Source organism: Desulfosarcina alkanivorans, assembly GCF_009688945.1.
GTDB lineage: Bacteria > Desulfobacterota > Desulfobacteria > Desulfobacterales > Desulfosarcinaceae > Desulfosarcina > Desulfosarcina alkanivorans.
This window is the reverse complement of the sequence record NZ_AP021874.1, coordinates 1714884-1738675: the sequence shown is the minus strand read 5'-3', so window position 1 is coordinate 1738675 and position 23792 is coordinate 1714884. Positions and strand designations below refer to the sequence as shown.

The 23792-nt window shown below is 58.2% G+C and carries 24 protein-coding genes, 1 pseudogene and 2 riboswitches; of the genes and pseudogenes, 5 read left to right on the top strand and 20 right to left on the bottom strand.

Translation table 11 applies throughout. The annotated features are described in order from the left end of the window. Positions 1 to 51: 51 nt before the first annotated feature. Complete coding sequence (locus DSCA_RS07675) at positions 52 to 1344, bottom strand: MFS transporter (protein ID WP_155315867.1); 1293 nt, start codon at positions 1342 to 1344, stop codon at positions 52 to 54. Positions 1345 to 1371: 27 nt separating this feature from the next. Beyond that, a complete protein-coding gene (locus tag DSCA_RS07670; RefSeq protein ID WP_155315866.1) occupies positions 1372 to 1683 on the bottom strand; it encodes a hypothetical protein in 312 nt (103 codons plus the stop codon). Between the two features lie 9 nt (positions 1684 to 1692). Then, positions 1693 to 1882, top strand: a riboswitch (cobalamin riboswitch). Between the two features lie 136 nt (positions 1883 to 2018). Between DSCA_RS07670 and DSCA_RS07665 the strand changes: the two genes are divergently transcribed. From DSCA_RS07665 to DSCA_RS07650, 4 genes and pseudogenes are all read left to right on the top strand, one after another. After that, the gene (locus DSCA_RS07665) at positions 2019 to 4001 is read left to right on the top strand and encodes a TonB-dependent receptor plug domain-containing protein (protein ID WP_155315865.1); all 1983 of its coding nucleotides are present in this window, start codon (positions 2019 to 2021) and stop codon (positions 3999 to 4001) included. A gap of 114 nt (positions 4002 to 4115) precedes the next feature. Next, complete coding sequence (locus DSCA_RS07660; RefSeq protein WP_155315864.1) at positions 4116 to 6134, top strand: adenosylcobinamide amidohydrolase; 2019 nt, start codon at positions 4116 to 4118, stop codon at positions 6132 to 6134. 16 nt (positions 6135 to 6150) lie between these two features. Then, positions 6151 to 6534, top strand: a complete 384-nt coding sequence (locus tag DSCA_RS07655) for a hypothetical protein (RefSeq protein ID WP_155315863.1) — start codon at positions 6151 to 6153, stop codon at positions 6532 to 6534. Between the two features lie 15 nt (positions 6535 to 6549). Continuing rightward, a pseudogene (locus DSCA_RS07650) lies at positions 6550 to 6936 on the top strand (TonB-dependent receptor domain-containing protein); the annotation flags it as partial. Positions 6937 to 7124: 188 nt separating this feature from the next. Here DSCA_RS07650 and DSCA_RS07645 read toward each other — a convergent pair. From DSCA_RS07645 to DSCA_RS07620, 6 genes are all read right to left on the bottom strand, one after another. Further along, a complete protein-coding gene (locus DSCA_RS07645; protein ID WP_167527658.1) occupies positions 7125 to 7865 on the bottom strand; it encodes a dienelactone hydrolase family protein in 741 nt (246 codons plus the stop codon). Positions 7866 to 7958: 93 nt separating this feature from the next. Next, complete coding sequence (locus DSCA_RS07640) at positions 7959 to 8774, bottom strand: DUF169 domain-containing protein (RefSeq protein ID WP_155315860.1); 816 nt, start codon at positions 8772 to 8774, stop codon at positions 7959 to 7961. 128 nt (positions 8775 to 8902) lie between these two features. Continuing rightward, positions 8903 to 9253 (bottom strand): DUF3795 domain-containing protein, encoded by a 351-nt coding sequence (locus DSCA_RS07635; protein ID WP_155315859.1) that lies wholly within the window; start codon positions 9251 to 9253, stop codon positions 8903 to 8905. Between the two features lie 230 nt (positions 9254 to 9483). Further along, positions 9484 to 9765: a nuclear transport factor 2 family protein gene (locus DSCA_RS07630; protein ID WP_269434666.1), complete on the bottom strand. Its 282-nt coding sequence runs from the start codon at positions 9763 to 9765 to the stop codon at positions 9484 to 9486. A 112-nt stretch (positions 9766 to 9877) separates the two neighbouring features. Then, complete coding sequence (locus tag DSCA_RS07625) at positions 9878 to 10603, bottom strand: arylamine N-acetyltransferase family protein (RefSeq protein WP_167527657.1); 726 nt, start codon at positions 10601 to 10603, stop codon at positions 9878 to 9880. A 93-nt stretch (positions 10604 to 10696) separates the two neighbouring features. Beyond that, on the bottom strand, positions 10697 to 11317 hold the full coding sequence (locus DSCA_RS07620; RefSeq protein WP_155315856.1) for a TetR/AcrR family transcriptional regulator: 621 nt from the start codon (positions 11315 to 11317) through the stop codon (positions 10697 to 10699). A gap of 743 nt (positions 11318 to 12060) precedes the next feature. Here DSCA_RS07620 and DSCA_RS31955 point away from each other — a divergent pair. Next, on the top strand, positions 12061 to 12228 hold the full coding sequence (locus DSCA_RS31955; protein WP_167527656.1) for a hypothetical protein: 168 nt from the start codon (positions 12061 to 12063) through the stop codon (positions 12226 to 12228). A gap of 33 nt (positions 12229 to 12261) precedes the next feature. On the opposite strand, the gene cobO is transcribed toward DSCA_RS31955, so the two are convergent. The 12 genes from cobO to DSCA_RS07560 all read right to left on the bottom strand — a co-directional run bounded on the left by cobO (position 12262) and on the right by DSCA_RS07560 (position 23739). Beyond that, entirely contained in the window at positions 12262 to 12822 is a 561-nt protein-coding gene (gene cobO / locus DSCA_RS07615) for a cob(I)yrinic acid a,c-diamide adenosyltransferase (protein ID WP_155315855.1), read from the bottom strand. Positions 12823 to 13150: 328 nt separating this feature from the next. Then, positions 13151 to 13335, bottom strand: a riboswitch (cobalamin riboswitch). Between the two features lie 17 nt (positions 13336 to 13352). Next, positions 13353 to 14684 carry a metal ABC transporter permease gene (locus DSCA_RS07610; protein ID WP_155315854.1) on the bottom strand — a complete coding sequence of 444 codons (1332 nt, stop codon included), beginning with the start codon at positions 14682 to 14684 and terminating at the stop codon, positions 13353 to 13355. Positions 14685 to 14686: 2 nt separating this feature from the next. Continuing rightward, complete coding sequence (locus tag DSCA_RS07605; RefSeq protein WP_197904758.1) at positions 14687 to 16138, bottom strand: metal ABC transporter permease; 1452 nt, start codon at positions 16136 to 16138, stop codon at positions 14687 to 14689. 4 nt (positions 16139 to 16142) lie between these two features. Continuing rightward, complete coding sequence (locus DSCA_RS07600; RefSeq protein ID WP_155315853.1) at positions 16143 to 16976, bottom strand: metal ABC transporter ATP-binding protein; 834 nt, start codon at positions 16974 to 16976, stop codon at positions 16143 to 16145. Between the two features lie 141 nt (positions 16977 to 17117). Next, on the bottom strand, positions 17118 to 18113 hold the full coding sequence (locus tag DSCA_RS07595; protein WP_155315852.1) for a metal ABC transporter solute-binding protein, Zn/Mn family: 996 nt from the start codon (positions 18111 to 18113) through the stop codon (positions 17118 to 17120). A gap of 95 nt (positions 18114 to 18208) precedes the next feature. Beyond that, the gene (locus tag DSCA_RS07590; RefSeq protein WP_155315851.1) at positions 18209 to 18886 is read right to left on the bottom strand and encodes a metal-dependent transcriptional regulator; all 678 of its coding nucleotides are present in this window, start codon (positions 18884 to 18886) and stop codon (positions 18209 to 18211) included. Between the two features lie 208 nt (positions 18887 to 19094). Beyond that, positions 19095 to 19850, bottom strand: a complete 756-nt coding sequence (locus tag DSCA_RS07585) for an energy transducer TonB (protein ID WP_155315850.1) — start codon at positions 19848 to 19850, stop codon at positions 19095 to 19097. Next, a complete protein-coding gene (locus tag DSCA_RS07580) occupies positions 19851 to 20255 on the bottom strand; it encodes an ExbD/TolR family protein (RefSeq protein WP_155315849.1) in 405 nt (134 codons plus the stop codon). Then, positions 20245 to 20883, bottom strand: coding sequence for a MotA/TolQ/ExbB proton channel family protein (locus DSCA_RS07575; protein ID WP_155315848.1), 639 nt, complete (start codon positions 20881 to 20883; stop codon positions 20245 to 20247). The genes DSCA_RS07580 and DSCA_RS07575 overlap by 11 nt, the downstream gene beginning before the upstream one ends. A gap of 44 nt (positions 20884 to 20927) precedes the next feature. Further along, positions 20928 to 21740, bottom strand: coding sequence for an ABC transporter ATP-binding protein (locus DSCA_RS07570; protein WP_155315847.1), 813 nt, complete (start codon positions 21738 to 21740; stop codon positions 20928 to 20930). Further along, a complete protein-coding gene (locus DSCA_RS07565) occupies positions 21737 to 22747 on the bottom strand; it encodes a FecCD family ABC transporter permease (RefSeq protein WP_155315846.1) in 1011 nt (336 codons plus the stop codon). Before DSCA_RS07565 ends, DSCA_RS07570 begins: the two co-directional genes overlap by 4 nt. Further along, the gene (locus DSCA_RS07560) at positions 22744 to 23739 is read right to left on the bottom strand and encodes an ABC transporter substrate-binding protein (protein WP_231716413.1); all 996 of its coding nucleotides are present in this window, start codon (positions 23737 to 23739) and stop codon (positions 22744 to 22746) included. The genes DSCA_RS07565 and DSCA_RS07560 overlap by 4 nt, the downstream gene beginning before the upstream one ends. Positions 23740 to 23792 lie beyond the last annotated feature (53 nt).

Genomic DNA, 23792 nt, shown 5'->3' with positions numbered 1-23792 from the left:
ACTTACAAACGCTGTGCCAATTGAGCCTTTGTTCATAAAAAAATTAAATCCTCAGTTGGTTTCATGTTTTTCGACACCGGTGGGTTTGGCCTTGACCAGCAATGAGAGAACCTGGCAGACCACTGCGGCAGCCAGGCATACCCAAAACGCGCTCTTGAAACCCGAGATCGGGTAAAGTTCTCCGGCGCGGCCGGCCCGGTCGATGATGTGGCCGGTCAGCACCTGGAAGGCGGCAACGCCTAAAAAAGGCGCCGGGTTGAGAATGCCGGAGGCTAATCCCAGGCGCTCGACGGGGGTGGTTTCCCGGATAATGCCCCAGATGGTGCTGATAAAACCGCCGATTACCAGCCCCATCACCAGAAAAATGAGGGTGTGCCCGGTGATGCCCAGGTGGTCCAGGCCCAGGAGAATGGTCAGCCAGCAGAGACTGTAGACCCCTGTGATGGCGATCATCACGCGGCCCTTGTTCAGGGAAAAACGAGCCGGCAGCCATCCGAAAACCGGAGCACCGATGATGACCCCGATGGGGATCAGCATGTTCAGTTGACTGGCCAGGATGCGATCGATTTCCAGAACGGCCATCAGAAAGGGCGTGGCCCACAACCCCTGGAGGGTGACCGCCGTCCCGTAGAAACAGAAAAAAAGGGCCGCCACCAGCCAGAACTGCAGGGATGAAATGATGGCCAGGACGTTGCGGCCGAGTCCCGGTGGCGGGGAGGCGGGCATATCCGTGCCGGTCCGTTCCGGCCTTTCCGGCTGCGGGGGGTCGTGGGTCACGGCCAGCATCAGGACAGCCATCCCCAGCGTGATGCCGCCGATGAGAAAAAAGGTGGGCCGCCATCCCCAGGTCCCGGCCGCCCAGGCCAGCGGGGTGGTGGCGACCACCGCACCAAAGTTGCCCACGGACATGAGCAGTCCCACCATGGTGGCGAATTCTTTTTCCCGGAACCACTGGGACAGGGCCTTTACCGTGGGCACATAAACCCCGCCCACCCCGAAGCCGATCAGCGCCCGCCCGAGCGAGGCCCATCCGATGGACGGCGCCATGCCGAAGATGAAGCACCCCACGGCCGCCGTCAGGGTCCAACAGGCAATCACGTGCCGGGGACCGATGCGGTCCGCCAGATACCCGACGATGGGTTGATCGAAGGCGTAGATGTAAAAATAGAGCGAGGACATGAAGCCCAGTGCCGTTGCCGTGGTGTCGAAGGCATCGAGCAGGTCCGACACGATCACCGACGTGGACACCCGGTGGAAGTAGACGAAAAAATAGATCAGGCAGATGACCGAAAAGACCACCCAGCGGTGGGGGTCGCGATGGCAGGCCGGCGTGGTCGGGGTCATGGAGGACGATCCTTTTGTTTATGGTGTTCAACCGTTGCGCTGCATTAACACAGCCATCCGCCGATGTACATTGCTAAACCGGCCGGAAGCAGGGCCGGGGAATGGTTTTCCGGCCATGCGGCCCCGGTTCGGTTCGAAGGGAATGCCGGTTGCCGTGCCCGATGCCGGCCCATCGATGCCGACATCGATAGCAGTCGTCAATAATCGGCCGCCTGTCTCCCGCGAATGGACTGCAATGGAAAAATACTCACTATCCGGAACGGGAAATGGCTTGACAAAAAAAATGATTCCGGTATTTTTCAGCGCAATAAAGTCCAGGTGCTCATAACCAGTGCTCATCCATAAATGCCCAATTTGCCTGTTTCTGGACGAACGCTATCGAGCGAAAAGGGAACCCCGTGGGAATCGGGGACGGGCCCGCCGCTGTAATCGGGGACGAAAGCCGCAACATTGCCACTGACAGTTGTTTGCCGTCGGGAAGGTGCGGCCGGTAGGATGATCCGTGAGTCAGAAAACCTGCCTGGAGCCAATGAGTCGCGAACGCGTGGACGGTGTCCGGCTCCTGTCAATTGCCGTGGATAAAAAAGGGACATCCCCGGATCGAAGCGTTTATCGGTCCGGGGATTTTTGTTTCTCCGGACAGCATTGTTTCTTTTGCTTAAGGAGGCGTAAAGATGATGTTTCGCTGGTTGGGTATGGGCGTGGTATGTCTGGTGATGTCGATTGGTGCGGTGTCTGCGGATGAAGGCGAAAAGGGGACCAGCGCTGTCCCCACCATGGATACGGTGGTGGTTACCGCAGGACGGGCGGCCGAAAAACAGAAGACGCTGACCAACAATGTCACCGTCATCGACAGCGATGCCATCGAACAGTCCCCTGCGCGGGATCTGGGAGAACTGCTGTCGGAGCAGGGGCTTTCCGTCCGGCAGGAACCCGGCAACCTCAGCACGGTAAGTGTCCGCGGATTCCGCACGGACTCCCACGGCAACGATCTGAAGAGCAAGGTGCTGATTCTTCTGGACGGCCGGCGCGCCGGCACGGGCAACGCGGCCAAGATCATGACCAAAAATGTCGAGCGTGTGGAGGTCATCCGCGGGCCGGCCTCGGTGCAGTATGGATCGGCGGCGGTCGGCGGGGTCATCAATGTGATCACCCGCCAGGGCAGCGGCAAGCCCGCAGTTTTCGTCGAAGGCGGCCTGGGCAGCTGGCAGTACGAAGAAGCCTCCATGGGCAGCCAGGGGGCGTTCTACGGTCTGGATTTTTCGGCCACCGGCACCCGATCCACCATGGAGGACTACCAGACGTCCGATGGTGACACCTACCGGAACACCGGCTACGACGAAAAGGAAAACCTGAGCCTCAATGTCGGCTACAGTTTCAATGCCAACCATCGCCTGGGCGTGATCTACACCAATTTTTCGGTGGACGAAGCCGGGTCTCCCTACTATCTCAGTCAAAACGATCTGGTCAGCTATGTGGACAACAAGAACCATACGACAGACTTCGTTTACGATGGAAGCACCGTCAACGACGGTTTCTCCTGGAAATTGCGCTATTTTACAGGCAAAGACAAATACAAATATGCCGCTCCTGACCCGCTTTATCCCTATGTTTATGAGGAAATAACAGATCGCGAGGGCGCCCAGGCCCAGATTACCGCTGACCTGGACATGGTTACCCTCACCGGCGGTGTGGACTGGGTGAACTACGAGATCGAAACCACCTCCGCACCGGCCCGCGCGACCTACGACAACCCGGCCGGTTTTCTGCTGGCCAAAGCCGGTTTGCTGGACGAGCGTCTCATCCTGTCGGCGGGCGGCCGCTACGACAGCTATGAAGTGGAAATCAAAGAGGGCGAGGGCGGCAAAGAGGAGGATGATCGCTTCACACCCAACGTGGGCCTGGCCTATCTGATCACCGACCAACTGAAGCTGAGGGTCAATTACGGCCAGGCCTTCGTCATGCCCGGCGCCGATCAGTTGGCGGCGGATTACATCGATCCCAACTCCGGCGCCCCGATTTCCGGCAACGCCGATCTGAAACCGGAAAAAAGCGCCACCTGGGAGGGGGGGCTGGATTTTTCCAGCAACGGGTTATTTGCCAGCCTGACCTATTTTCATAGCGATTTTGAAGACAAGATCGAGTTTGTTTCGCTGCCGGATGGAAGCCGTTCATGGGACAATCTGGGAGAAGCGACCATCAGCGGCATCGAAGGCGAGATCAATGCCGACCTGGGGGCGCTCAACGATTGGGACTTCGTGCTAAGGCCATACGTCCGTTTTACCTATTTGACCGAATTCGAAGACGAGGACGAAAACCGGGATCTTTATTACACCCCGGACTGGACGGCTTCATACGGGATCGCCTTTTCACACTGGATCGGCCTTTCGGCCACCTTCAACGTGGTTTACACCGGCGGCCAGTCCGTGGAGGACTACGAGAACTGGAACTATATCGACCCTGTGGAGATCGTCACCCTCGGATCCTCAACCGTGGCCAGCCTGGCCATCACCCAGACCCTGCTCTCTTCGGACCGGTGGGGCAAGCTGACCCTCAGGGGGGACATCACCAACCTGTTCGACGAGGATTACGCTTACGTGAAAGGGTATCCCATGCCCGGAAGGAGTTTCTTTCTGGGACTGCGATACGATATATAGTGCCCATCCATATTTCTGGATGGACACCGGCCCATTCTGCAGCCCTTTGACTTGCGGGCACCTTCCGGGTGTCCGCAAGACTTCTTTCCCAACGGATAATATTTCTGGAGTGATATGCGAGCCTGTCGATTGTTTTTAACTGGACTGTTTCTCTGGCTTTTTCTTTTTCCCGGGGCGGTGCCCGCCGGAGGTCCGACTGAATTCAAGGACGCGGCCGGACGCATCCACCCATTTGAAACCCCGCCGGCAACGGTGGTTTCCCTGGTGCCCTCGGTGACCGAAATTCTCTTTCGCATCGGGGCCGGCGATGCGGTGGCCGGGGTCACCTATCACGATGTCTTTCCGCCGCAGGCCGCCACCAGAACCGTCGTGGGCGGCTTCTTCGCCCCCTCGCTGGAAAAGGTCGCGGCCCTGCGGCCCGATGTGATTTTCCTCGAGGATATCCACAAGCCGGTGGCCGATGCCTTGGCCGGCCAAGGCCACCCCCGCCTGGTCAACCTGCCCCTGGAGACCTTCGACGATCTCTACCGGGCCATCCGGCTGCTGGGGCGGATCTTCGACCGGGGTCGTGCCGCCGAAGATCTCATCGGCGAAATCAAAGCGGACCTGTCGCACACGGCCGGGAAAGTGGCCGCCATCCCCGCCGGCCAGCGCAAACGGGTCATGCGCCTGATGGGGCGCGACCGGGTGATGACGCCCGGTGACGACAGCTTCCAGAACGAAATCATCCGGCGGGCCGGGGGGATCCCGCCGGCGCTGGGCAAGCCGGGCAGCATCGTATCCGTCAGCCTGGAAGAATGGCAGGCCTTCAATCCCCAGGTCCTCTACGGCTGCGGCGACGACCGGAAGGCGGCCATGAAAATGCTGGACCGGCCCGGATGGCGGGAGGTGGACGCGGTCAAAAACGGCCGGGTGATCTGCTTTCCCTGCGACCTGACCTGCCGGCTGGCCAGCCGGACGGGATATTTTGTCAGTTGCCTGGCATCGCGGGTATACGGGGATGAATTCGCCGCCCTGCCGCCGGTGCGGCCTGACGGTCATCTTGCGTCCCGGCCCCTGCCCCTGGCCGTTCCCTACGTGGAGGGCGCCGAGATCGTGGACAGTATCGTCAACGACTACATCCACAAGACCCTGCTGGTCCACCTGAATGCGCCCATGGCCGTGGCCTCCACCCTGGAGGGCTTTCGCGAGGGCATCGAGCATGTGGGCAACAGCTATTCGCCGCCCCAGGTGTGGGGCCTCTACCACCGCATCGGCCTGGAAACCTCCCGGCGCCAGCTGATGCGTTCCATCGGCAGGGCGCGCGAGGACACCAGCCTGCTGTTCACCGGTGCGGACATGGACAACCTGTCCATCCAGCGGCGGAAGTTCAAACAGATGTCCGTCTACGCCCTGGTCACGGCAGGGGTGCGCTCCAACGCCGTGCGCATGGCCGAGGACATCGGCATGTATTATGAGCCGGGAACCATCAACATGATCGTCCTGGCCAACATGCAGCTCACCCCCCGGGCCATGAACCGGGCCATCATCTCGGCCACCGAGGCCAAAACCGCGGCCCTCCAGGACCTGGACATCCGTTCCAGCTACACCCCCATGGACAACCCGGCCACGGGAACCGGCACCGACAACATCATCGTGGTGCAGGGGGCCGGGCCGCGCATCGACAAGGCCGGCGGCCATTCCAGGATGGGCGAACTGATTGCCAAGGCCGTGTATGCGGGCGTTCAGGAGGCCATATTCAAACAGAACGGCATCACCTCCCGGCGCCACCTCGTGGAGCGCCTCAAGGACCGTAACATCGGTCTTTTCGGCCTGGTGGACGACTGTTCCTGCGGTTTTTCCGGAAGCCGGCTCACCGCCGAAGTGGAGCGGCTGTTCATGGATCCGGCGATTGCCGGGTTCATCGAAACGGCCATGGCCATCAGCGACGATTATGAACGCGGCCTGGTCGAAGATATTTCCGGCTTCGCGGCCTGGTGCGATCAGACCGCCGAGACGATTGCCGGTGGGCCGATACTGAACAGACAGGCCTTCAGCTATTCCCGGCCGTTGACGCCGGCATTGAAAATGGCCTTTGACGCCCTGCTCAACGGTGCAACCGTCCGGCTGAACGCCACAACGGCCGGTCAATGAGAACCTTTTCCGTTGGATGGCGAATGCCCCGCCCATTACCCTGCACATCAGCTCTTATCGGCGGGCGGGTTTAATCCTCCTGTTCATGTGGCCGGCCGTTGCCTGCGGTCAGCCAAACCACGGCCAGCCGCCCGTCCCCATGGTGCTGGAGACAATCGTGGTGACGGCCGACCGCCGGGCTTTGCGGCTCACCGGCAATCTGGAGCGCGACGATGTGGATCACACCCTTTCGGGCGATCATCATCGCGTGACAGCCGGGTTCGGCGCTCAGGCGGAACACCATTGGAAGACCTTCACCACGACGCTGGGGGGCCGGGGCGATCACACCAGCGATTTCGATTTCCATCCCGGTTTTTCCGGAGGGCTGAGCCATGCAATGAACAGGCACTGGCTGCTCTAACCCAATGCCGGCGATACGGTGAAAATTCCCACTTTCGGTCAGCTTTATCAGCCCAGCCACGGCAGCATCGACCAGGTGCGGGGCAACCCGGATCTCGACGAGGAGCGGATCTGGTCATACGATGCCGTTGTCGAATATCGACGGGACGCCTCGCACCTGATCCAGTTCTCCCTTTTTCGCACCGACACGCGCGACCCCATCGTCTATGGCAGGGGCGACGATCTGGTCTATCGGCCGATCAATGCCGACCGCTCCTGGCGGCATGGTGTCGAAGCGATCAGTGTTCATCCAGAAATAGGAAAATTGGGTCGAGATCAAGGCGCGCGAAAAATTTTACCGCCCCATATGGATCACGGGATGTCCCACAGGCATATGGCTGATATTCCGAGGATAAAATTTTGAGCGCAACGCAGATATCGGACAAATTGGCCATTTATGGATGGGCACTCAACTAAAAATAGATAGTTGTACTTGATGTAACCTGCCATCTTTGAACTGTTGATTTTGTTGGGACACCTTGTCATCGAATTTAAGTATAAGGGATCAAAAAGAATTTGAATTTAGCACCTGGATATGAGCACTTGCGTTTTTCATTTGCCTCCTGGAGGGTGAAGGCGGTTCAGGAATGCTACCGTTCTTGCCCATGAATCGGCTGCGTCTTCGGGACGGTAAGCGAAAGGCAGGGATTGGATATTGAAACAGTGGTTGGCTTTTGGGTACTCAACCAACTCGAATGGCACTGATTTCGGAGCCCTGGCCAGTTCCCGCATGGTTTCGATCAAACAGCAGTTATGGTATCGGTCTTTCACACCGGCGAACAAAAGGACAGGCGTCTGAAGTCCCGCCGCGAAGGTCTTCATGTTCCGTCCCATCGTCGTAATCGCTGGATAATAGGCCACCACTGCAGACACCTGATCCTTCAACTTCGTACCGTAAGACAGCACTCCCGCGCCACCGACTGAAAAACCGACCAGGGACACTTTCCCGGGAATGGCTTGTGGCGAAGATTTCGATGCAGCGATAACGGTCTGCAAGTTTTGCGTGGCAGGTACAATGCGACCTACACTGCCAGGGTCGAATAAATCCTTCCCATCCATTAGCACCGCGTAGTAGCCAAGCTCCGCGAGTTTTGAACTGAAGTCACGGTATAGGCCAGGACCTGTATAGCCAGAGGCGACAACAACAATGGCGCCTTTACCTCCTGCAGGCGGAAAGATCTCGTATTTCGATTCCTTTGATTCAGGTGAGCACCCTCCGAGAAGCGCTGTCATAAAAATAACGGAGAGCACATAAATCAAAAGACAGCGTGAAGAAAACCCGGGATATGCCAAAATCAACCTCATATTTCAAACATTTATGTAGTAAGGTGGATTGGTTTGCGCATCCCTACAAGCAGATTGTTGGCGTTCGGCTCCAAATCGATCTCAATGCTCAACCAATCTTTTCCATGACGGGATTTGGAATACGCAGTCGTCAGCCTCCGTCTCCATGCGCTGGAAAAGCGGTATCGGTAAAGCAAGGGTCAGGGTGTCATCGCGAAACCGTTTTTGCATGACCTCCCTGCCGTCCACGCCCAACATGCCCATAACAGCCCTGGGAGCATCCCGTTTCGCCTGTGCATAGGCGAAAGCTGTGATGCTATTGCAGTCTGCACCTTGGGGGACTTGAACAGGATCGGTCCCTGGTAAAACTGACCCTGCAAGCGTGACCAAACCAGCAAGCTCAATCGGACTCACCGAGAAAATGACGGCGCGGATGTTTTCGTCAGAATCGGTGCGGCTCAGAGGCTTGAATAGAACATACTCGTAAGGAATATCATAGCGGGGTAAGCCATGAAGTATCCAATCCCTGGCCAGTTCAGCATTGCAGTGTCTCCGCTCGCCATATTTAAACAAATCCCTCCAGTTTTTTGGGGCAGCTTCCATCCTTGCTTGATACGCCCTTTGATTGCCAGCGGATTTGAGTCCTTTGCTGAATACAGCAGCATAGCGATCAAGTCGTTCACCCGAGGTATCAAAGTCGATACCGAATCCCAAAGCGGCGCGACCGCCCTTACATGAAATCGTATCTCTATTGCCACCGGCCACCTTTCCGCGCAGGGCGGCTTCCGCAAAGAGATAAAGAATGCATCCGAACTTGCCTTTCTTGAACTGAAGTGCATCATCAGGAATTGTATTGCTCCAGACGACTGACACCGGTTCAAACTCTGGTTGTAAATTCTTAACAATTGCGCATTCCATAATCACCTCCTCTAAAAAGCACGCACATGCTTGGAAAACCATATTAAATAATACGGATAAATGAAATCAGATAACTGTATCGGCCATGCAGAACACCATTGCCGCAAACGTTATGGCTTCCTGTTCCATCAAGGGCAGAGAAGAGCCCTGGCGTTCTTGTTCAGCAGTTCGTTTTTTTCTAAGTACGGATGACGCTTGTCGCAGGGGAATTGTTCGCAGAGTCCGCAATATTTGGTTTTCTTTTCTTGTGCGCAGCCATATATAGAGCAGCGATGATTGTCTCCAAACAAATGCTTTTGAAGCGGTATTTGCCCTGTATGAGTCCAGCAGCCTTTACACGTGATGATCTCAATGGGAATATTGAGAAGTGCAGACCACTTTTCTACCTGTACAAGCGCTGCTGGATTTTCGTTCGCCAGATAATGGACGCAACTGGCACAATCCACCCCGCAGGGTGCTATCATTTGCCTGAATGCCATAAATCAACCTCTTAACGATCTTGCATGTTTCACCAGTGCTCATGCTTAATCCTCGGCCTTCAGCTGGGGAACCATCTTCGTCGCTTCCGCGTTTACAATGATCTTTTCAGCCTCAGAATCCTGAGTTCCCCGAGTCCTATCCATGGCCTGGTTTCACTTCTTTGCCCTATCTCTCAGAGCCAGGTTGTCAGGACCCAAAAAATATTAAGACAATCCGTTGTATCCCCGCACTAATTCGTTGCGGGTGGCTTAATTGCTGGCTGTCTGAAGATATTTGCATTATCGAACGCTCGCCTGATTTCGATCATCCTTCCGTCCTTAAACCGGCAAATGGTAATACCTGGCAATGTCATTTCATTGCCGTTGCGCCTGAAAATCTCCTTAATCGTTGTCCGCAACGCCACCAGATCGTCTTCGGCAATGATGTCATCGATGGTGGCCTGAATGTCCCGGTACATACCGCTTGGCCGTTTCCAATGATTCGGCGGTCTTTTCGTTGATATGTATGACACCGTCTTCGGCAATCACCTCATTAAATGCGTCCATATTTCCCTGGTGATAAACGCTCATTATATGCGCAACCCCTTTCAATACCGGTGCCTTTCGCATTTCTGTCGGTTTGCATCAATCCTTTGGGATCAGCGGTTTCAGATCATCGTAGGATGCATCTATTTCTATGCTAAAATGTTTCTTTAATGCATCCAGGTAGGCCGGGCTGTCCGGCAACGTTTGCACCTCTTCCCTGCCTTTGGTGGTGATTTTCAATGTCTGATCCAGCAATGTGATGCCTCCTTCGGGACAAGGAAGCCCGGCAACACGGGAATATGTAAAAAATGTATCCGGATGGGTGGACGTATAATGGTTTCCATAGGCAATATCCGCAGGAAACACATACCCTAAATCAAAACTGTAGAGGTCTTTCCATTCACCTTTTTCAAGGGTCTGGAGCATGGTGCCAAAATGTCCTCCGTCCGTCAGCCGTATGGTCCGTCCTCCCATTGTGGCCGACCAGCCCCATTCTAAGGGAATCGGTCCACGGGGAGAATTCATGCCGAACCCGACATCTACCAGCCAATCCCTGTCGTCGATGGAAACCAGCTCCAGTTGGTGGCCACGACCCGATGGTGTTCCTGTCAAATGAACGCGTGCCAGAAGGGCCCGTGCTTTGAACCCCAAAGCCAGAAGGGCCTGTAAAAACAAACCGTTCAATTCAAAACAGTATCCACCTCTTTTCTTACGGACCAGTTTGTTGAAAACGGCCTGTGGGTCCAGATCGATGCCCCTTGCTAAGAGAATATCAAAATTTTCAAAGGGGATGGTGTGGAAATGGGCACTGTGCAGCCGGGCCAATGTATCCAAGGACACATCGGTCGAACCGCTGAAACGGATGCGCTGCAGGTACGCCTCTACATCGAATTCCTGGGAATCCATATTTACATCTCTTTAGCCAGGCATTTTTTTAGGCTTTAACCCGTTGAGATATAGGTCCATCAACTCATCAACATCTTGTTCAATGGTTTCTTCCACCTCAGAAAGAATCCTGTGGGCCATCAGGGAATTAATGGAATCGATGAACAATGCAGACACTTTTATATAGTTCACGGGGCGAATCATTCCGGATGCGGACGCCTCCTCCAGCACCTTCCCGAGCATGCCGGCAATGGTCCAGTACCAAGACTTTTTATCGCTGATGCGCAGGTCCATGGTGGCAAAAAGTACGGTTCTCAACTGCCTGAGAAGGAACTTGTTTTCTTCGGTATGCGCAAGGCAGACATGGATGCATTGCTCCAGTTTCCGTAATGGTTCACCTCCTGCCGGGATGATCTTCTTTAGCTGCTCCTGCAACGGCAGGTAGGCGTAATCAAGCACTGCATCCAGCAGCGCCTGTTTATTCGTATAGTAAAGATACACAGTACCTTTGGCGATACCGGCACTTTTTGAAACCCGGTCCATTGTGAATTTTTCAATGCCCTGTTCCATTAAAAGGGCAATGGCGCTTTCGAGGATATCATTGCGAATAAACGCTTCCATTCGTTTCTTTCGTTCCATTTTGCTGTTTTTCATTTTTACAACCCCATATACAGGCGGATGACCTATATTCTATGAAATGACTATAAGTCATATTGATGTTCGCATGGTCATTTGTCAACCCCAAATTTGAAGCGGCTATTTTTTTGGAGCCTGTCAACATGCTTCAGGCCGACAAGGGGTCATATACCGGCGAACACGTCGATAAGGCTGGATCCGTTGCCGTCGCGTAAATGAGCTGAATGGTCGCGGGCATTGGCAAACCACAGTTCGTCCGGGATTCACCCCGTGCAATTTTAGGAACCGGATGAAAAGGGTAGGGATATATTTTGGCAGGAAAGCAAAAAACGACCAGGCAAATTAGAAGCTTATATGGGGATTTTGGTTTTACGTATAGGATCTTGCGTAACTGTCTGAAAGAATATTGCCAATAGCGTCCTTGCTGAGTTCACGGATTTCAACTCAATACTGTTTTCAGTATTCCTCATGAATCTTTATGGTAGGCAGACTTAGAATAAATCCATTGAAAAGGCTGATGCAGGATAGAATTCTCCGGTCAGTATACAGTCTGACCAGACCATTTTATCAGCTGAGATTAGGACAAAATTCTCTGACGGTTCGACGGATGCCCGGCCGGCAGCTATTAATCATTGCCCGACCCGCCGCGTTTGATATAAAAAAGATAAATCCGTTCCCGGTTTAATCAGCTTTGAAAAGCCCGTAAAACGTCACCTTGCCGACCGCTTTGTAAATAGCTTCCTAGGAAGCGTTAATCAGAATTGGGTCGTATCGCCACCATCAACGCCCTGGAGATAGATCTGGGGAAAACCCTTCTGGCATTCCAGTGCCACAGCCTGAAACCCTCCGACCTCAGTGAAAACCAGTTGCAGCGAATCAAAGAGGTCGAAACCCAATTGGGGGTATCCCTGGTAGCCGTGGATGCGTGACCATAACCGCGACCCCGGATGCGGATCATTGACTCACATATCGATGCCCGGGCGGGCCTTTACTCCCTGCCGGTAGTAATGTTTGACTTCCACCATCTCCGTCACCAGATCCGCTGCCTCGATGATCCGCGGATGGGCGCAGCGCCCGGTGATCACCAGTTCCAGATCAACCGGTTTTGAGCGGATAAGGTCCAGCAGGGCATCCACGGTGAGAAGGCCGCAGCAGACGGCCATGTTGGCTTCATCGAGTATCACGAGATCGAAGCGGCGTCTGTCGATCATCTGCCGGATGGCCCGGTATCCCTGTCGCGCGCGAAGAATATCCTGGTTTTCAGGAACGCCGTGAATAAAACAGCCGCTGCCGAAATGCGCCAGATGAATACGGCCATCGAGGTTTTCAAGGATTCTGCACTCACCGCTGTCCGGGGTCTTCATGAACTGGGCGACGGCGACCCTCAGGCCGGATCCCAACGCACGGATGGCCAGGCCCACGGCGGCGGAGGTTTTGCCTTTCCCGTCACCGGTGTACACATGCACGAACCCCCGGTCCAGCCCGGGTTCGGTGTCGGTGGTCTGCCGTGCGGGCGCTGTCATATGCTCTCCATTTCGTTCGGGTCGGCAGGCACTATCGTTCGGTGAGAAAAAAAAGATAGAATAGCGCCGGGTGGGTTCAAGACCATCCCGGGGTCTTCCGGCCCTTGCGGATACCGGACACCCGGCGCTGCACGCAAAGGGGGGCCAGTGCGTGAGTTGTTAATGTACCGAAAGCGAAGGAGGATTCCTGCCTGAAATCCCCCTTGCTTTCTGGTACGGGTGCGGCATTAACCGGTATAAAAAAAGCCCTTCATGCCTCTGCTCGCATGAAGGGCTGCACCCAGCTTTCTTAACCCTTGACGGTTGCCATTCACCCAAACCTCCGTGGGCATGGCGATTGTTCAAGGCAGGTCTTCTGACTGTCGGATCGTTCTACTTTCCGCGCCTTCCCGCCTTGCTCAGCGAGGCAGTGGCATGTGCGGATTTCGTCCCCGAACACAGCGGCGGGACCGTTCCCGATTTTCACGGGATTCCCTATTAAGCCATTACGGCACCTTATGAATTCTTTTTTACCAGACCGGGAAGTAATGTCAACGGGTTTTTATCTTTGTTTCACCGGTCTCTTCCGGAATAACCCGCCGGTGAGGATCCCGGGCGGGATTGCCGGTCACCTCGCTGAGCCGGTGCCGGAGATCCGGGTCGGTGAAATGTTCGAACCGGTGCGCATGGCGGTGCGCATCCGCTTCGCAATAGCCCATCACGTCGCACAGGTAGGTCTCCCACAACCGGTGGGAGCGGATCATCCCCCTGCCGGCGTCTTTGCCCGAAGGGGTCAGGGCCAATCCCGTCGCCAGGCCCTGAACCAGTCCCTTGCGCTTGAGGTTCCAGGCCATCAGCTGGACGGCCTTTCCCGATTTCAAGGCCTTTTTCACCTCGGTGATGGGCACCGGCGACGCATCGGCCGGAGCCAGTTCGTGGTACCGGTACAGAAACGCGAGAATGTCGTCGCTGACGATTTTGAGACCCAGGCGCAGCTGGTTGATCATGCGGCTGAACATGCCGTAGCGCGGAGAGAAGAGAAATACCAGCAAAAAGAGCAGGCCGGTTGTCAGGGCCATCATCCCCGCGGTGCTGGTATCCTGAAAACCGAACCAGACCGGAACGGTAATGGCGCTGATGTGCCCAAGGATGGCCGATAAAACGGCGAATGCGACGCTGATGACCAGCATGCGACCCAAACGGTCGGTGATCAGGTGGGCCGCAGCTCCGGGTACGATGAGCATGGCGATGACGAGGATACTGCCCACGCTTTCGAAGGCCGCAATGGTGGTCGCGGCCACCAGGGTCATCAGCGCGTAGTGCATGACGTTGGCGTTGATCCCCATGGTCGTGGCCAGTGCCGGGTCGAAGGCCGTAATCTTCAACTCCTTGAACAACACGGTGACGAAGGCCAGGTTGAGCAGCAGCATCATGCCGCTGGTGACGGCGGCACGGGGGACTTCAGCTCCCAGGATTATGGCCGTATCCAGGGGCGTCAGCTCGATGGCGCCGTAAAGAACGCAGCTGGGATCCAGATCCACGTGATCGGCGGCCTGGCGGATGAGGATCAGCCCCACGGCAAAAAGGGTGGTGAATACCACTCCCATGGACGCACCGCGGTCCAGGCCGCTGAGGCGATCGATGCCCTGGATCATCAGGGTGGTGACCACACCGATGAGAATCGCCCCCACGAGCATGGGCAGGCTGTCCCGGGTGCCGGTCACCAGAAAGGCGATCGCCAGGCCCGGCAGCACCGCATGGCTGATGGCGTCACCCATCATGCTCATGCGCCGGAGCACCAGGTAGTTGCCCAGCAGGGCACAGGCCGCGGCGCTCAGTGCGCCCACCACGACGATCCATGTGTCGATGAAGGTCCATTCCATGGTCAGGGCACTCCTTTTTCAGCGTTAAGGGCATGGGGACTGCGCGGCAGTGCGTTTTCCGTCGTTTCGGCCAGCGTGGCCTCCAGGCGGCGGATCAGTTCCGGTTCCAGCACGTGTTCGATGCGGTCGGCACTCAGGTCGACCATCCCCGGGGCCACATCCGCATGGGTGATCAGGTAGGTCTCCCACAACCGGTGCCGGCGCACAACCTCCCGTGCCGCTTCCCTGCCGGATTCGGTCAGCTGGATCTCCGGCCCGCTGTCCTGGCGGATCTGCCGCCGCCGCTTCAGGCGGTTGACCGTGTGTCTCAAGGCTCCCTGCGACCAGGCGCGTCTCGCCATCAGATGGTGGGCCGCCGGCCCCTTATCCTTGCCGCCGGGCACCGATTCCGACCATTCATGAAGGTCCCTGAGCAGGTTCTCGTCCATGATTTTCCGTCGCAGGGCGATCCGACCAATTCCCAGACGCAGCAGGCCTCGGGCCGAACCGAACACCAGGCTGATCACAAAGAACAGCGACGCGGTGAGGACGATCACGGCGCCGGCAGGCAGGTTGGCCATCAGGGCGGAAATCCCCGAGCCCAGAAAACCGCTCATGGCACCGAACACGCCGGACAGCCAGAGCATGGTGCGCAGGCGGAACGTCCAGAACCGGGCGGAGGCGGCGGGGATGATCAGCAGGGCCACCACCAGGATCAGCCCCACGGCCTGAAGGCCGATCACCGTCACCAGGATCACCAGCGCCATCATCAGGAAATCCAGACGGGCCACCGGCCATCCCTGGGTCATCCCGTAGTCGGCATCGAAGCAGACGAGGGAGAACTCCTTGAAAAAGAGAAGACAGGTCACGGCGGCCACCAGGGCCGTGAAGGCGATGAGCAGGGCATCGGACAGGAGCATGGAGGCGGTTTTGCCGTAGATAAACGAAGACAATCCGGCCGCGTTGCCCGCATCCATGCGGGTGGCCATGCCCATGAGGGCGATGCCCAGGCCGAAGTAGACGCTCAGGACGATACCCAGGGCCGCATCATCCTTGAGCCGTGAGAACCGCTGAATGGCTATGACGGAGAGCGTGCCGATCACCGAAAAGAGGGCCGCGCCGGCAATCAGGGCCGGCAGCTGTTTTCCGTCGCCCGTCAGCAGGGTCATGACGATAAATGCCAGAGCGATGCCCGGCAGGGTGGCATGGCTGAGGGTGTCGCTGAGCAGGGCGCGTTTTCTTAACACCAGGAAGGTGCCGATCAGGCCGGCGGCCAGTCCCAGCAGGGTCGTCCCCGCCACCACCACCCGGGTGTTGTAGTCCTGGAAGGTGAACACCCGGAGCAGTTCAACCAGAAACGTGTCCGCGGCCGCTTCGCCGGCAGCGGCCTGCAGGGGCGCCGGGACAAACAGGAGCAATGCGGCCGCCATCGCGAAGCGGGTGGTTCGGGGGGCCAGGACATGAGCTTTTTTCATCGCCTTATCCTTTGTCCTCAGGAAATTTGGGTGCGCGGGCGTATTCGTTCAGGGCCTGGGTCAGCAGCGTCAGCCGGCCGCCGTAAGTCTTTTTCAGATTCGTTTCATTGAAAACGGACGCCACCGGACCGGCGGCCACCAGGCGCATGTTCAGCAGGACGACATGGTCGAAGTAGGTGGGAACCGTCTGCAGATCGTGATGCACCACCACACAGGTTTTCCCGGCTGCCTTCAACTCCTTGAGCAGGGCGATGATGGCCCGCTCCGTAGCCACGTCAACCCCGGCAAAAGGTTCGTCCATGAAGTACAGCCGGGCATCCTGGGCCAACGCCCGGGCCAGGAAGACGCGCTGCTGCTGGCCGCCGGAAAGCTGGCTGATCTGCCGATCGGCATAGTTGGCCATTCCCACTTTCTCCAGCGCATCCAGCGCGGTCTGGCGATGCCCCCGGCCCACGGGACGCAGCCAGCCGATTTTACGGTAGAGCCCCATGGCGACCACGTCCAGGGCATTGACGGGAAAATCCCAATCCACGCTCTCCCGCTGGGGGACGTAACCCACCAGATGGCGCTGGGCGTCGTAGGATTTCCCGTAGATGGTCACGGCGCCGGAGGCCCGGGGAACCAGCCCCAGCACCGATTTGATGAAGGTGCTCTTGCCCGCGCCGTTGGGTCCCACCACGGCAATCAGCCGGCCTTCGGGCAGGGCCAGTTCAATGTCCCAGAGCACCGGTTTGCGGTGGTAGGCCACGGTGAGGTCGTTGACCCACAGGGGGGCGTTGGGGTTCTCGATGTTCGTGCCTGCCGCCGTTTCCGTTGATTGTTGCGTTGATTGAGCCATGGTTGCTCCTGATTAAAGAAGGGTTCGAGGGGGCAAGGATTCAAGGGGCCACGTGAGAAAAACCATCGCCCATCCCATATCCCACATCTCAGAAATCACATCCCATATCCCGATTCATTTTCCATCTTCCAACCTCAGTCCTCAATGCCCTTCCAACTTTCCCTGCATGCCGCCTGCCGGGGCGTTTCCGCCCAGGGCACGGGCGATGACGGTCACATTGTGGTCGATCATGCCCTCGTAGGTGCCCTCATAGGTGCCGGCGGTGCCCATGGCGTCGGAAAAGAGTTCCCCGCCGATGATGACCCGATGTCCGCGCGAGGCGGCGCCTTCGATGAGTGCTTTGACATTTTTGTCCGACACGCTGGTTTCCACGAAGACGGCCGGGATCTGTCGGTCCACCAGCAGGCCCACCAGCCGGTTGATGTCCTTCAACCCCGCCTCCGATTCGGTGGAAAGCCCCTGGATGCCCATCACCTCGATGCCGTAGGCCCGACTCAGGTAATTGAAGGCGTCATGGGCGGTGACCAGCACCCGCTGGTTGTCTGGAATGGAGGCGATGACCGCCCTGGCGTAGTCGTCCAGGCGCCGGAGCCTGGCCTGGTAGGCTGCCGCGTTGCCCTGGTACGCCGCGGCGTTGACGGGATCGAAATCCGCCATGGCATCGGCCACCACCGACACCGCCTGGATCCATCCGTTGACATCCATCCATACATGGGGATCATGGTGGTTGGTGGTATTGTCATGGATCAGGTAGTCCTGCCGGAGCCGCTCGGTGACCGCATAGACCGGCCGTTTGCGGGATACCTTGACCAGGATGTCGGTCATCTGGCCCTCGAGCAGCAGCCCGGAATAAAACAGGATGTCCGACCGGAGGAGAACAGCCACATCGCTGCGGGTGGGGCTGTATACGTGGGGGTCCACCCCGGAGCCGATGATGGGGGTGACCGCGGCGTGGTCGGCCGCTACTTCGCGGACGATATCCGCCACCATGCCTACTGTTGCACCGACCCGTATGGGGTATTTGCCCTTGAATGCCGATGCATGCGCCGACACCGAGAGTATCAAAGCTGCCGCTGCGGCAAGGGCGATGGTCAGCCCGTGATGCTGATGTCGGATGAGGGGTGTCAACGATTTCATGGCCAACCCTTTCTGTTGGATTGTTGGTTGCGTGAGCACTAAAATAATACCGAAAAAATTTAGGTCAACCAAAATTAAAAATTAGGAAGTAAAAATTAAAGAACGGGCACCACAAATATGCGATCGGCGATTTCCCGGCCAATGGCCGTTTCCCGATGGCTGCCGCCGTCGCTGATACGCAGGGTGACCGGTCCTCCGAAGGGGGCCTTGCCCACCACGGTGCCGGTGGTGCCCAGGCCCAGACCCAGTTCGTCCAGATAGTCGAGCATGCCTTCCAGGGACGGCTCCACGCGCACCATACGAAAGGCCGTCTTTTCTTCCAGTCCGGTGAGCGGCACGCCGGCCGGTGCGCTCATGTGTCCCGACGGGTCGGGTATCGGTTCGCCATGGGGGTCGGACCGGGGGTACGACAGATGCCGGTCGATGGCCCCGACCAGACGCTCCGACAGGTGGTGCTCCAGCGTCTCGGCCTCCTGGTGCACGGCCTCCCAGCCGAGTCCCAGGACCTGATGGAGAAAGGTCTCCAGCAGCCGGTGCCGGCGGATAATGGCGACGGCCGCCTTTCGTCCGCGGGCAGTGAGCGTCACCCCGTGATGCTGGCGGTAGCTGATCAGCGGGGGGGGCGTGCGGGCCATGCGTTTGATCATTTCGGTTACCGACCCGGCGGTAATTCCCAATTGACGGGCCAGTGCACCGGTCCGGGCGACTCCTTCCCTTTCCTGGAGACCATAAATGGCCTTGAGATAATCTTCAACGGCGTCTGAATGCATCATGCGATCCTGAATGTCGTCTGCAATGGTGAGAACTAGGCAGGTTGCCGGATGTGGCCTTTCCCTGTCAGCGGCAGCACCGGAAAGCGGCCTGCACGAGCCTCACGGATTTCGGCCGGGTAAAGGCTCGCCCCCCGGAAATGCGCGGCCGCCAATTGTTCTTCAGTTTACGGCTTTGGCTGAACACTTCAAGCCTTTTTTCAGATGGCGGTTACTTTAAGCTGAATTGAACCGGCACCCGCACCCACATGGCGATGATGCGGTCCCCACGGCGGCCGGGCTGGAACTGCCAGCGCCTGACGGCTTTCATGGCCGAACGGTCCAGCAGTCTGTGGCGGCTGGATTCAATGATGCGCAGATCCCCCACGCGGCCATCTGTTTCCACGAACACCTCCAGGACCACCGTGCCCTGATAACCGCGTTTTCGGGCAAGGGATGGGTACTCCGGGGGCGGATTGTGATGGTATCGGGGCGTGGCCTTGACCACGGTCGCCGCGGTGCCAGGCTTCTCTCCGGAGACGTGCTCTTTCTCCCGGGGTGTGGCCGCTGCAGCCGCCTTTACGGTTGTCGGGGATTCATGGCGATCCTGCGTTTCCGACTCGGTCATGGCGGACGGCGGGGGTGGTTCGGGTGACGGTTGGACTGCCGTCATCCGGGCCGGCGGCCTGGGCGGCGGCAATACGGCAACTTTTTTTATGGGCGGCGGTTTCGCGGCAACCCTGGTTTTTTTAACAACCGGTTTCGTTTTGAGTACCTGTTTTACGGGGATCGGCGGAAGCGGAGGCGGCGGTGCCGGAAGGGGCTGAATATTCGGCTGGGCAACCGGCGGCCGCTGCATCAATCGCATGGCGATCACCTGTGTCCGCGGAGAAAGGGTGTCGTGGCGGATCAGCCACCTTGAATCGACCGTCAGCAGGGCCGCATGGACGAGGACCGCCGCAACAAACGCAGGAAGGATCCGCTTCATTCACGGTTGCCTTTCGCATTCGAGTGACAGGCGGTCGATTCCCGCTATTTTGATCTGGTCGATGACCCCGTAGAGGGTCTGATAGGTGATGCGGTTGTCGGCAAACAGCAGCACCGCCGGCGCTTTGGCGTCCCCGGTTTTTTCCCTCAGACGTTCTGCCAGGTGTTGCCTTTCCACCGGTTCCTGGTCCAGAAAAACAGCCCCATGATGGTCGATCGTCACCGACAGGGTCACCTGTTTGTCAAGAGGTGCCGTGGAAGAGACGGGCAGGACCACGGGAAGGGCATGGTGAACGGCCATGGAGAGCATGGCATAGATAAAAAAGACCAGCAGCAGAAAAACGATGTCGATCAGCGGCAGCATATCGATGCGTGCCTTGCGGTGGACTTCCAGATCAACCTTCATGCCCGGCCTCCACGGTCGTTCCGTTTTGCCCGGCGAGTTTTTCGTAGACGATTTCCAGGCTGGTGGCGTACTTTTCGATGAAGCGTGCGGCGCGCTCGATGCGGGCATTGAAATAGTTGAACGGAAAAACCGTTAAAATGGCGATGCCCAGACCCGAGGCCGTGGTGATCAACGCCTGGGCGATGCCCCTGGTGACGGCCTCGGGATGGTCGATGCCGCCTGCGCCGAGCATGTCGAACGAGGCGATAATGCCGATCACGGTGCCGAAGATTCCCAGCAGCGGGGCCACGGTGATGATGGTGTCCAACACGCCCATATAACGGCGCATGCGGGCAATTTCATCGGCGGCAGCCGACTCCATGGCCTTGACCATGGAGTACTCCCGGTGCAGAATGCCGGAAATCAGAATACGGATGACATAACTTTTGGATCCCGCCGCAATTTTTCGAATTTCCTCCCAGTCGCCGATCTGGCACAGATCCATGACCTGGTTCAAAAGGCGTTGATTGGCGCGCATGCCGACAACCGTCCAGAAGATGGCGCGTTCGATAATCACGGTCAGGGAAACCAGCGAGCAAAGGAGCAGGGGAATCATCACGGGGCCGCCGCTCTTGAATATGTCGATCATGGTTTGTCCTCTATGTTGCTTTTTTACGTTTTCTGTGCCGGACATCAGACTTCGGATTTCCGGCCCCCGACCTCCGTATCCGGTACCAGGCTCACCCGCGGCCAGGGACCGGCCGGGCTGCGGTCCACCAGGAGGCGGCACCCGTAGGCCCCTGCCAGGCGCTTTTCGTCGATGACCTCCGCCGGCGGGCCGCAGGCCGCGGCGCGTCCTTCAACCAGCAGAAGCAGGCGGTCGGCATACATGGCCGCCAGATTGATGTCGTGGGAGACCATCACCACCGTGGTGCCATGCTCATTTTTTAGACCGGCCATCAGATCCATGATGCGGATCTGGTGGGCCAGGTCCAGGGCGGCGGTGGGTTCGTCCAGAAGGATGATTTCCGGACGCTGGCAGATGGCCCGGGCGATATGGGCCCGCTGGCGCTCGCCGCCGCTCAGGCTGGCCATGGGGCGGCCGGACAGGTGGCTCAGGCCCGTGAATGCGATGGCCTGGCGGGCGATCTCCAGATCGGCAGCGCCTTCCACCCCCAGTACGCCCAGGTACGGAGCACGGCCCATGAGCACCATTTCCCGCACGGAAAAGGGGCTGTCCTCGGCACCGGTCTGGGCCACATAGGCCACTCGCCGGGAAAAATCGGCCTTCTTGTGCCGCCTCAGCGGGCGATCCTGAACGAATATGTCTCCGCCGGATACGGGCAGCAGCCCCGCCAGCGTTTTTATCAATGTGGTTTTTCCCGACCCGTTGGGGCCGATCACGATGAAGCATTCACCCGGATTCACCGCGAAGGTCAGATCCCGCAGAACCGGTGTCCGATAATAGGAGCAGGCCAGCTGGTGGACACGGATGGCCGGTTTCATTGTCTGGAGCGCCTGAGCAGGATGATAAACAGGGGGGCGCCGATCATGGCCGTGATGACGCCGCCGGGCATCTCTCCCTGGGCCGGCAATATCCTGGCCAGCAGATCGCACACCACCATGTAGGCGCCCCCGCCGAGGATACAGGCCGGCACCAGAACCCGGTGGTCGGGGCCGACGGCCAGCCGCAACAGGTGAGGGATCACCAGTCCGACAAAACCGATGAGGCCGCACTGGCTGACGGTAACACTGATCATCAGGGAGGTGACCACCAGCAGCAGCAGGGTGACCAGACGAACATGGACGCCCATGGAAGCGGCCATGTCGCTGCCCAGCAGCAACAGGTTCATGCGGTTGGACTGGATGAAAATGACCATGAAGCAGGGCAGCAGGATGGCGGCCAGCCAGCCCACGTGATGAATCTGGGATGCCGAAAGATCCCCCATCAGCCAGAAGATGATGTTGTGCAGCCGCGCATCCTGGGTCATGGACAGCAAGAACATGATGACCGCGGTGCAGAAGGCATTGACCATGACGCCGGAGAGCAGCAGGGCGTCCTTGACCAGCACCGCCCGCCCGGAGGAGATGGCGATGATCAGCATCAAGGTGGCCAGGCTTCCTAAAAAGGCGGTCGTGCTGACACCGGGAATACGTGACAGGCCCAGGATGATGCCGACGATGGCCCCGATGGCGGCACCACCGGAAATACCGAGGATATAGGGTTCGGCAAGGGGGTTTTTAAGCAGTGCCTGAAAAACGAGGCCGCCCAGTGACAGGGCCGCACCCACCAGGGCGGCCAGCAGGACGCGGGGCAGGCGGATGCGCCAGATGATGGCTGCCTGCATGGTGTCGCCGGTGCCGTCCCGGAAAAGGGTGCTCCAGACCGCATGGAAATTGCTTTCCGATGACCCCATGGCCAGGCCGAGCACCATCACCGCCGTGAGCAGCAGGGAGAGCGCCAGGGCAACCAGGGTCATCCTGGCGGGCAGGGATAAGGCGGTTGGCATCATGGCTGCGCGCCTGCCCCCGGGGCCTTGAAACGATCCGGGTGAATCAGCCCGGCCAGCATTTCCAGCCCGTCAATCAGGCGGGGTGTGGGGCGGTCCAGAACATTGGAATCCACCAGGTAGATGCGGTCGTTTTTCACCGCCGGCAACTCCGGCCATTGCTGCCACTCGGCCTTGACCTGTTCGAACACCGTCCGGCGGGCCATGGACGTGATGATCATCACTTCCGGCCGCATATCGATCACCTGCTCCTTGGAAAAACGCGGGTAGGGTGTTTTTCCCCGGGTCAGATTTTTCCCGCCGGCCATGACGATCAGTTCGTGGATAAAGGTCCGGGTCCCCACGGAGACAATCGGCGCAATGCCGATCTGGAAGAAAACGGCGGGCCGGTGGGTGACGTCGGACAGGTGCCGCTGAACCCGCCGGATCCGGTCGGCCATATCGGCAACGATGGCCCCGGCCCGCTCGTTTACATCCAGCAGCCGTCCCAATTCCACCAGGGTGTCCATGACCGCTTCCAGGTTCCTCGGATCCACGGCATAGACGGGAATGTCCACCGACTCCAGTTTGCGCACGACCGAGAGGGGGTTGCCGTCTTTGACGGCTATGCACAGGTCGGGTCTGAGGGCGACGATTTTTTCCACATCAAGGCGTACGTATGAGCCGATTTTGGGAAGGGCATCGGCCGCCGCCGGATAGTCGCTGAACCGGGTGGCGCCCACCAGGCGGTCGGAAAGGCCGAGGGCGTATAGGATTTCGGTGATGCTGGGTGCCATGGAAACGATCCGGAGCGGACGGTCCGGCACGCGGACCTGCCGTCCAAGCTGGTCGGTGACTGATTTGGCCGCACCGGCCGCCGGAAGAAAAATGAGCAGGCAGAGCATGAAGAGAGACCCGAGGTGAACGCGTTTCGGAACCGTTTTCCAAAAGCCGCTGTCCCGGAAGGGCCGACCTGCCGTTTCAAGGTGTGTCCGGTTTAAACGTGGGTCGCCCATGGATCTTCTCCGGGAATAAAAAAACCCGCCTGAAGCGATATCAAGGCGAGGCT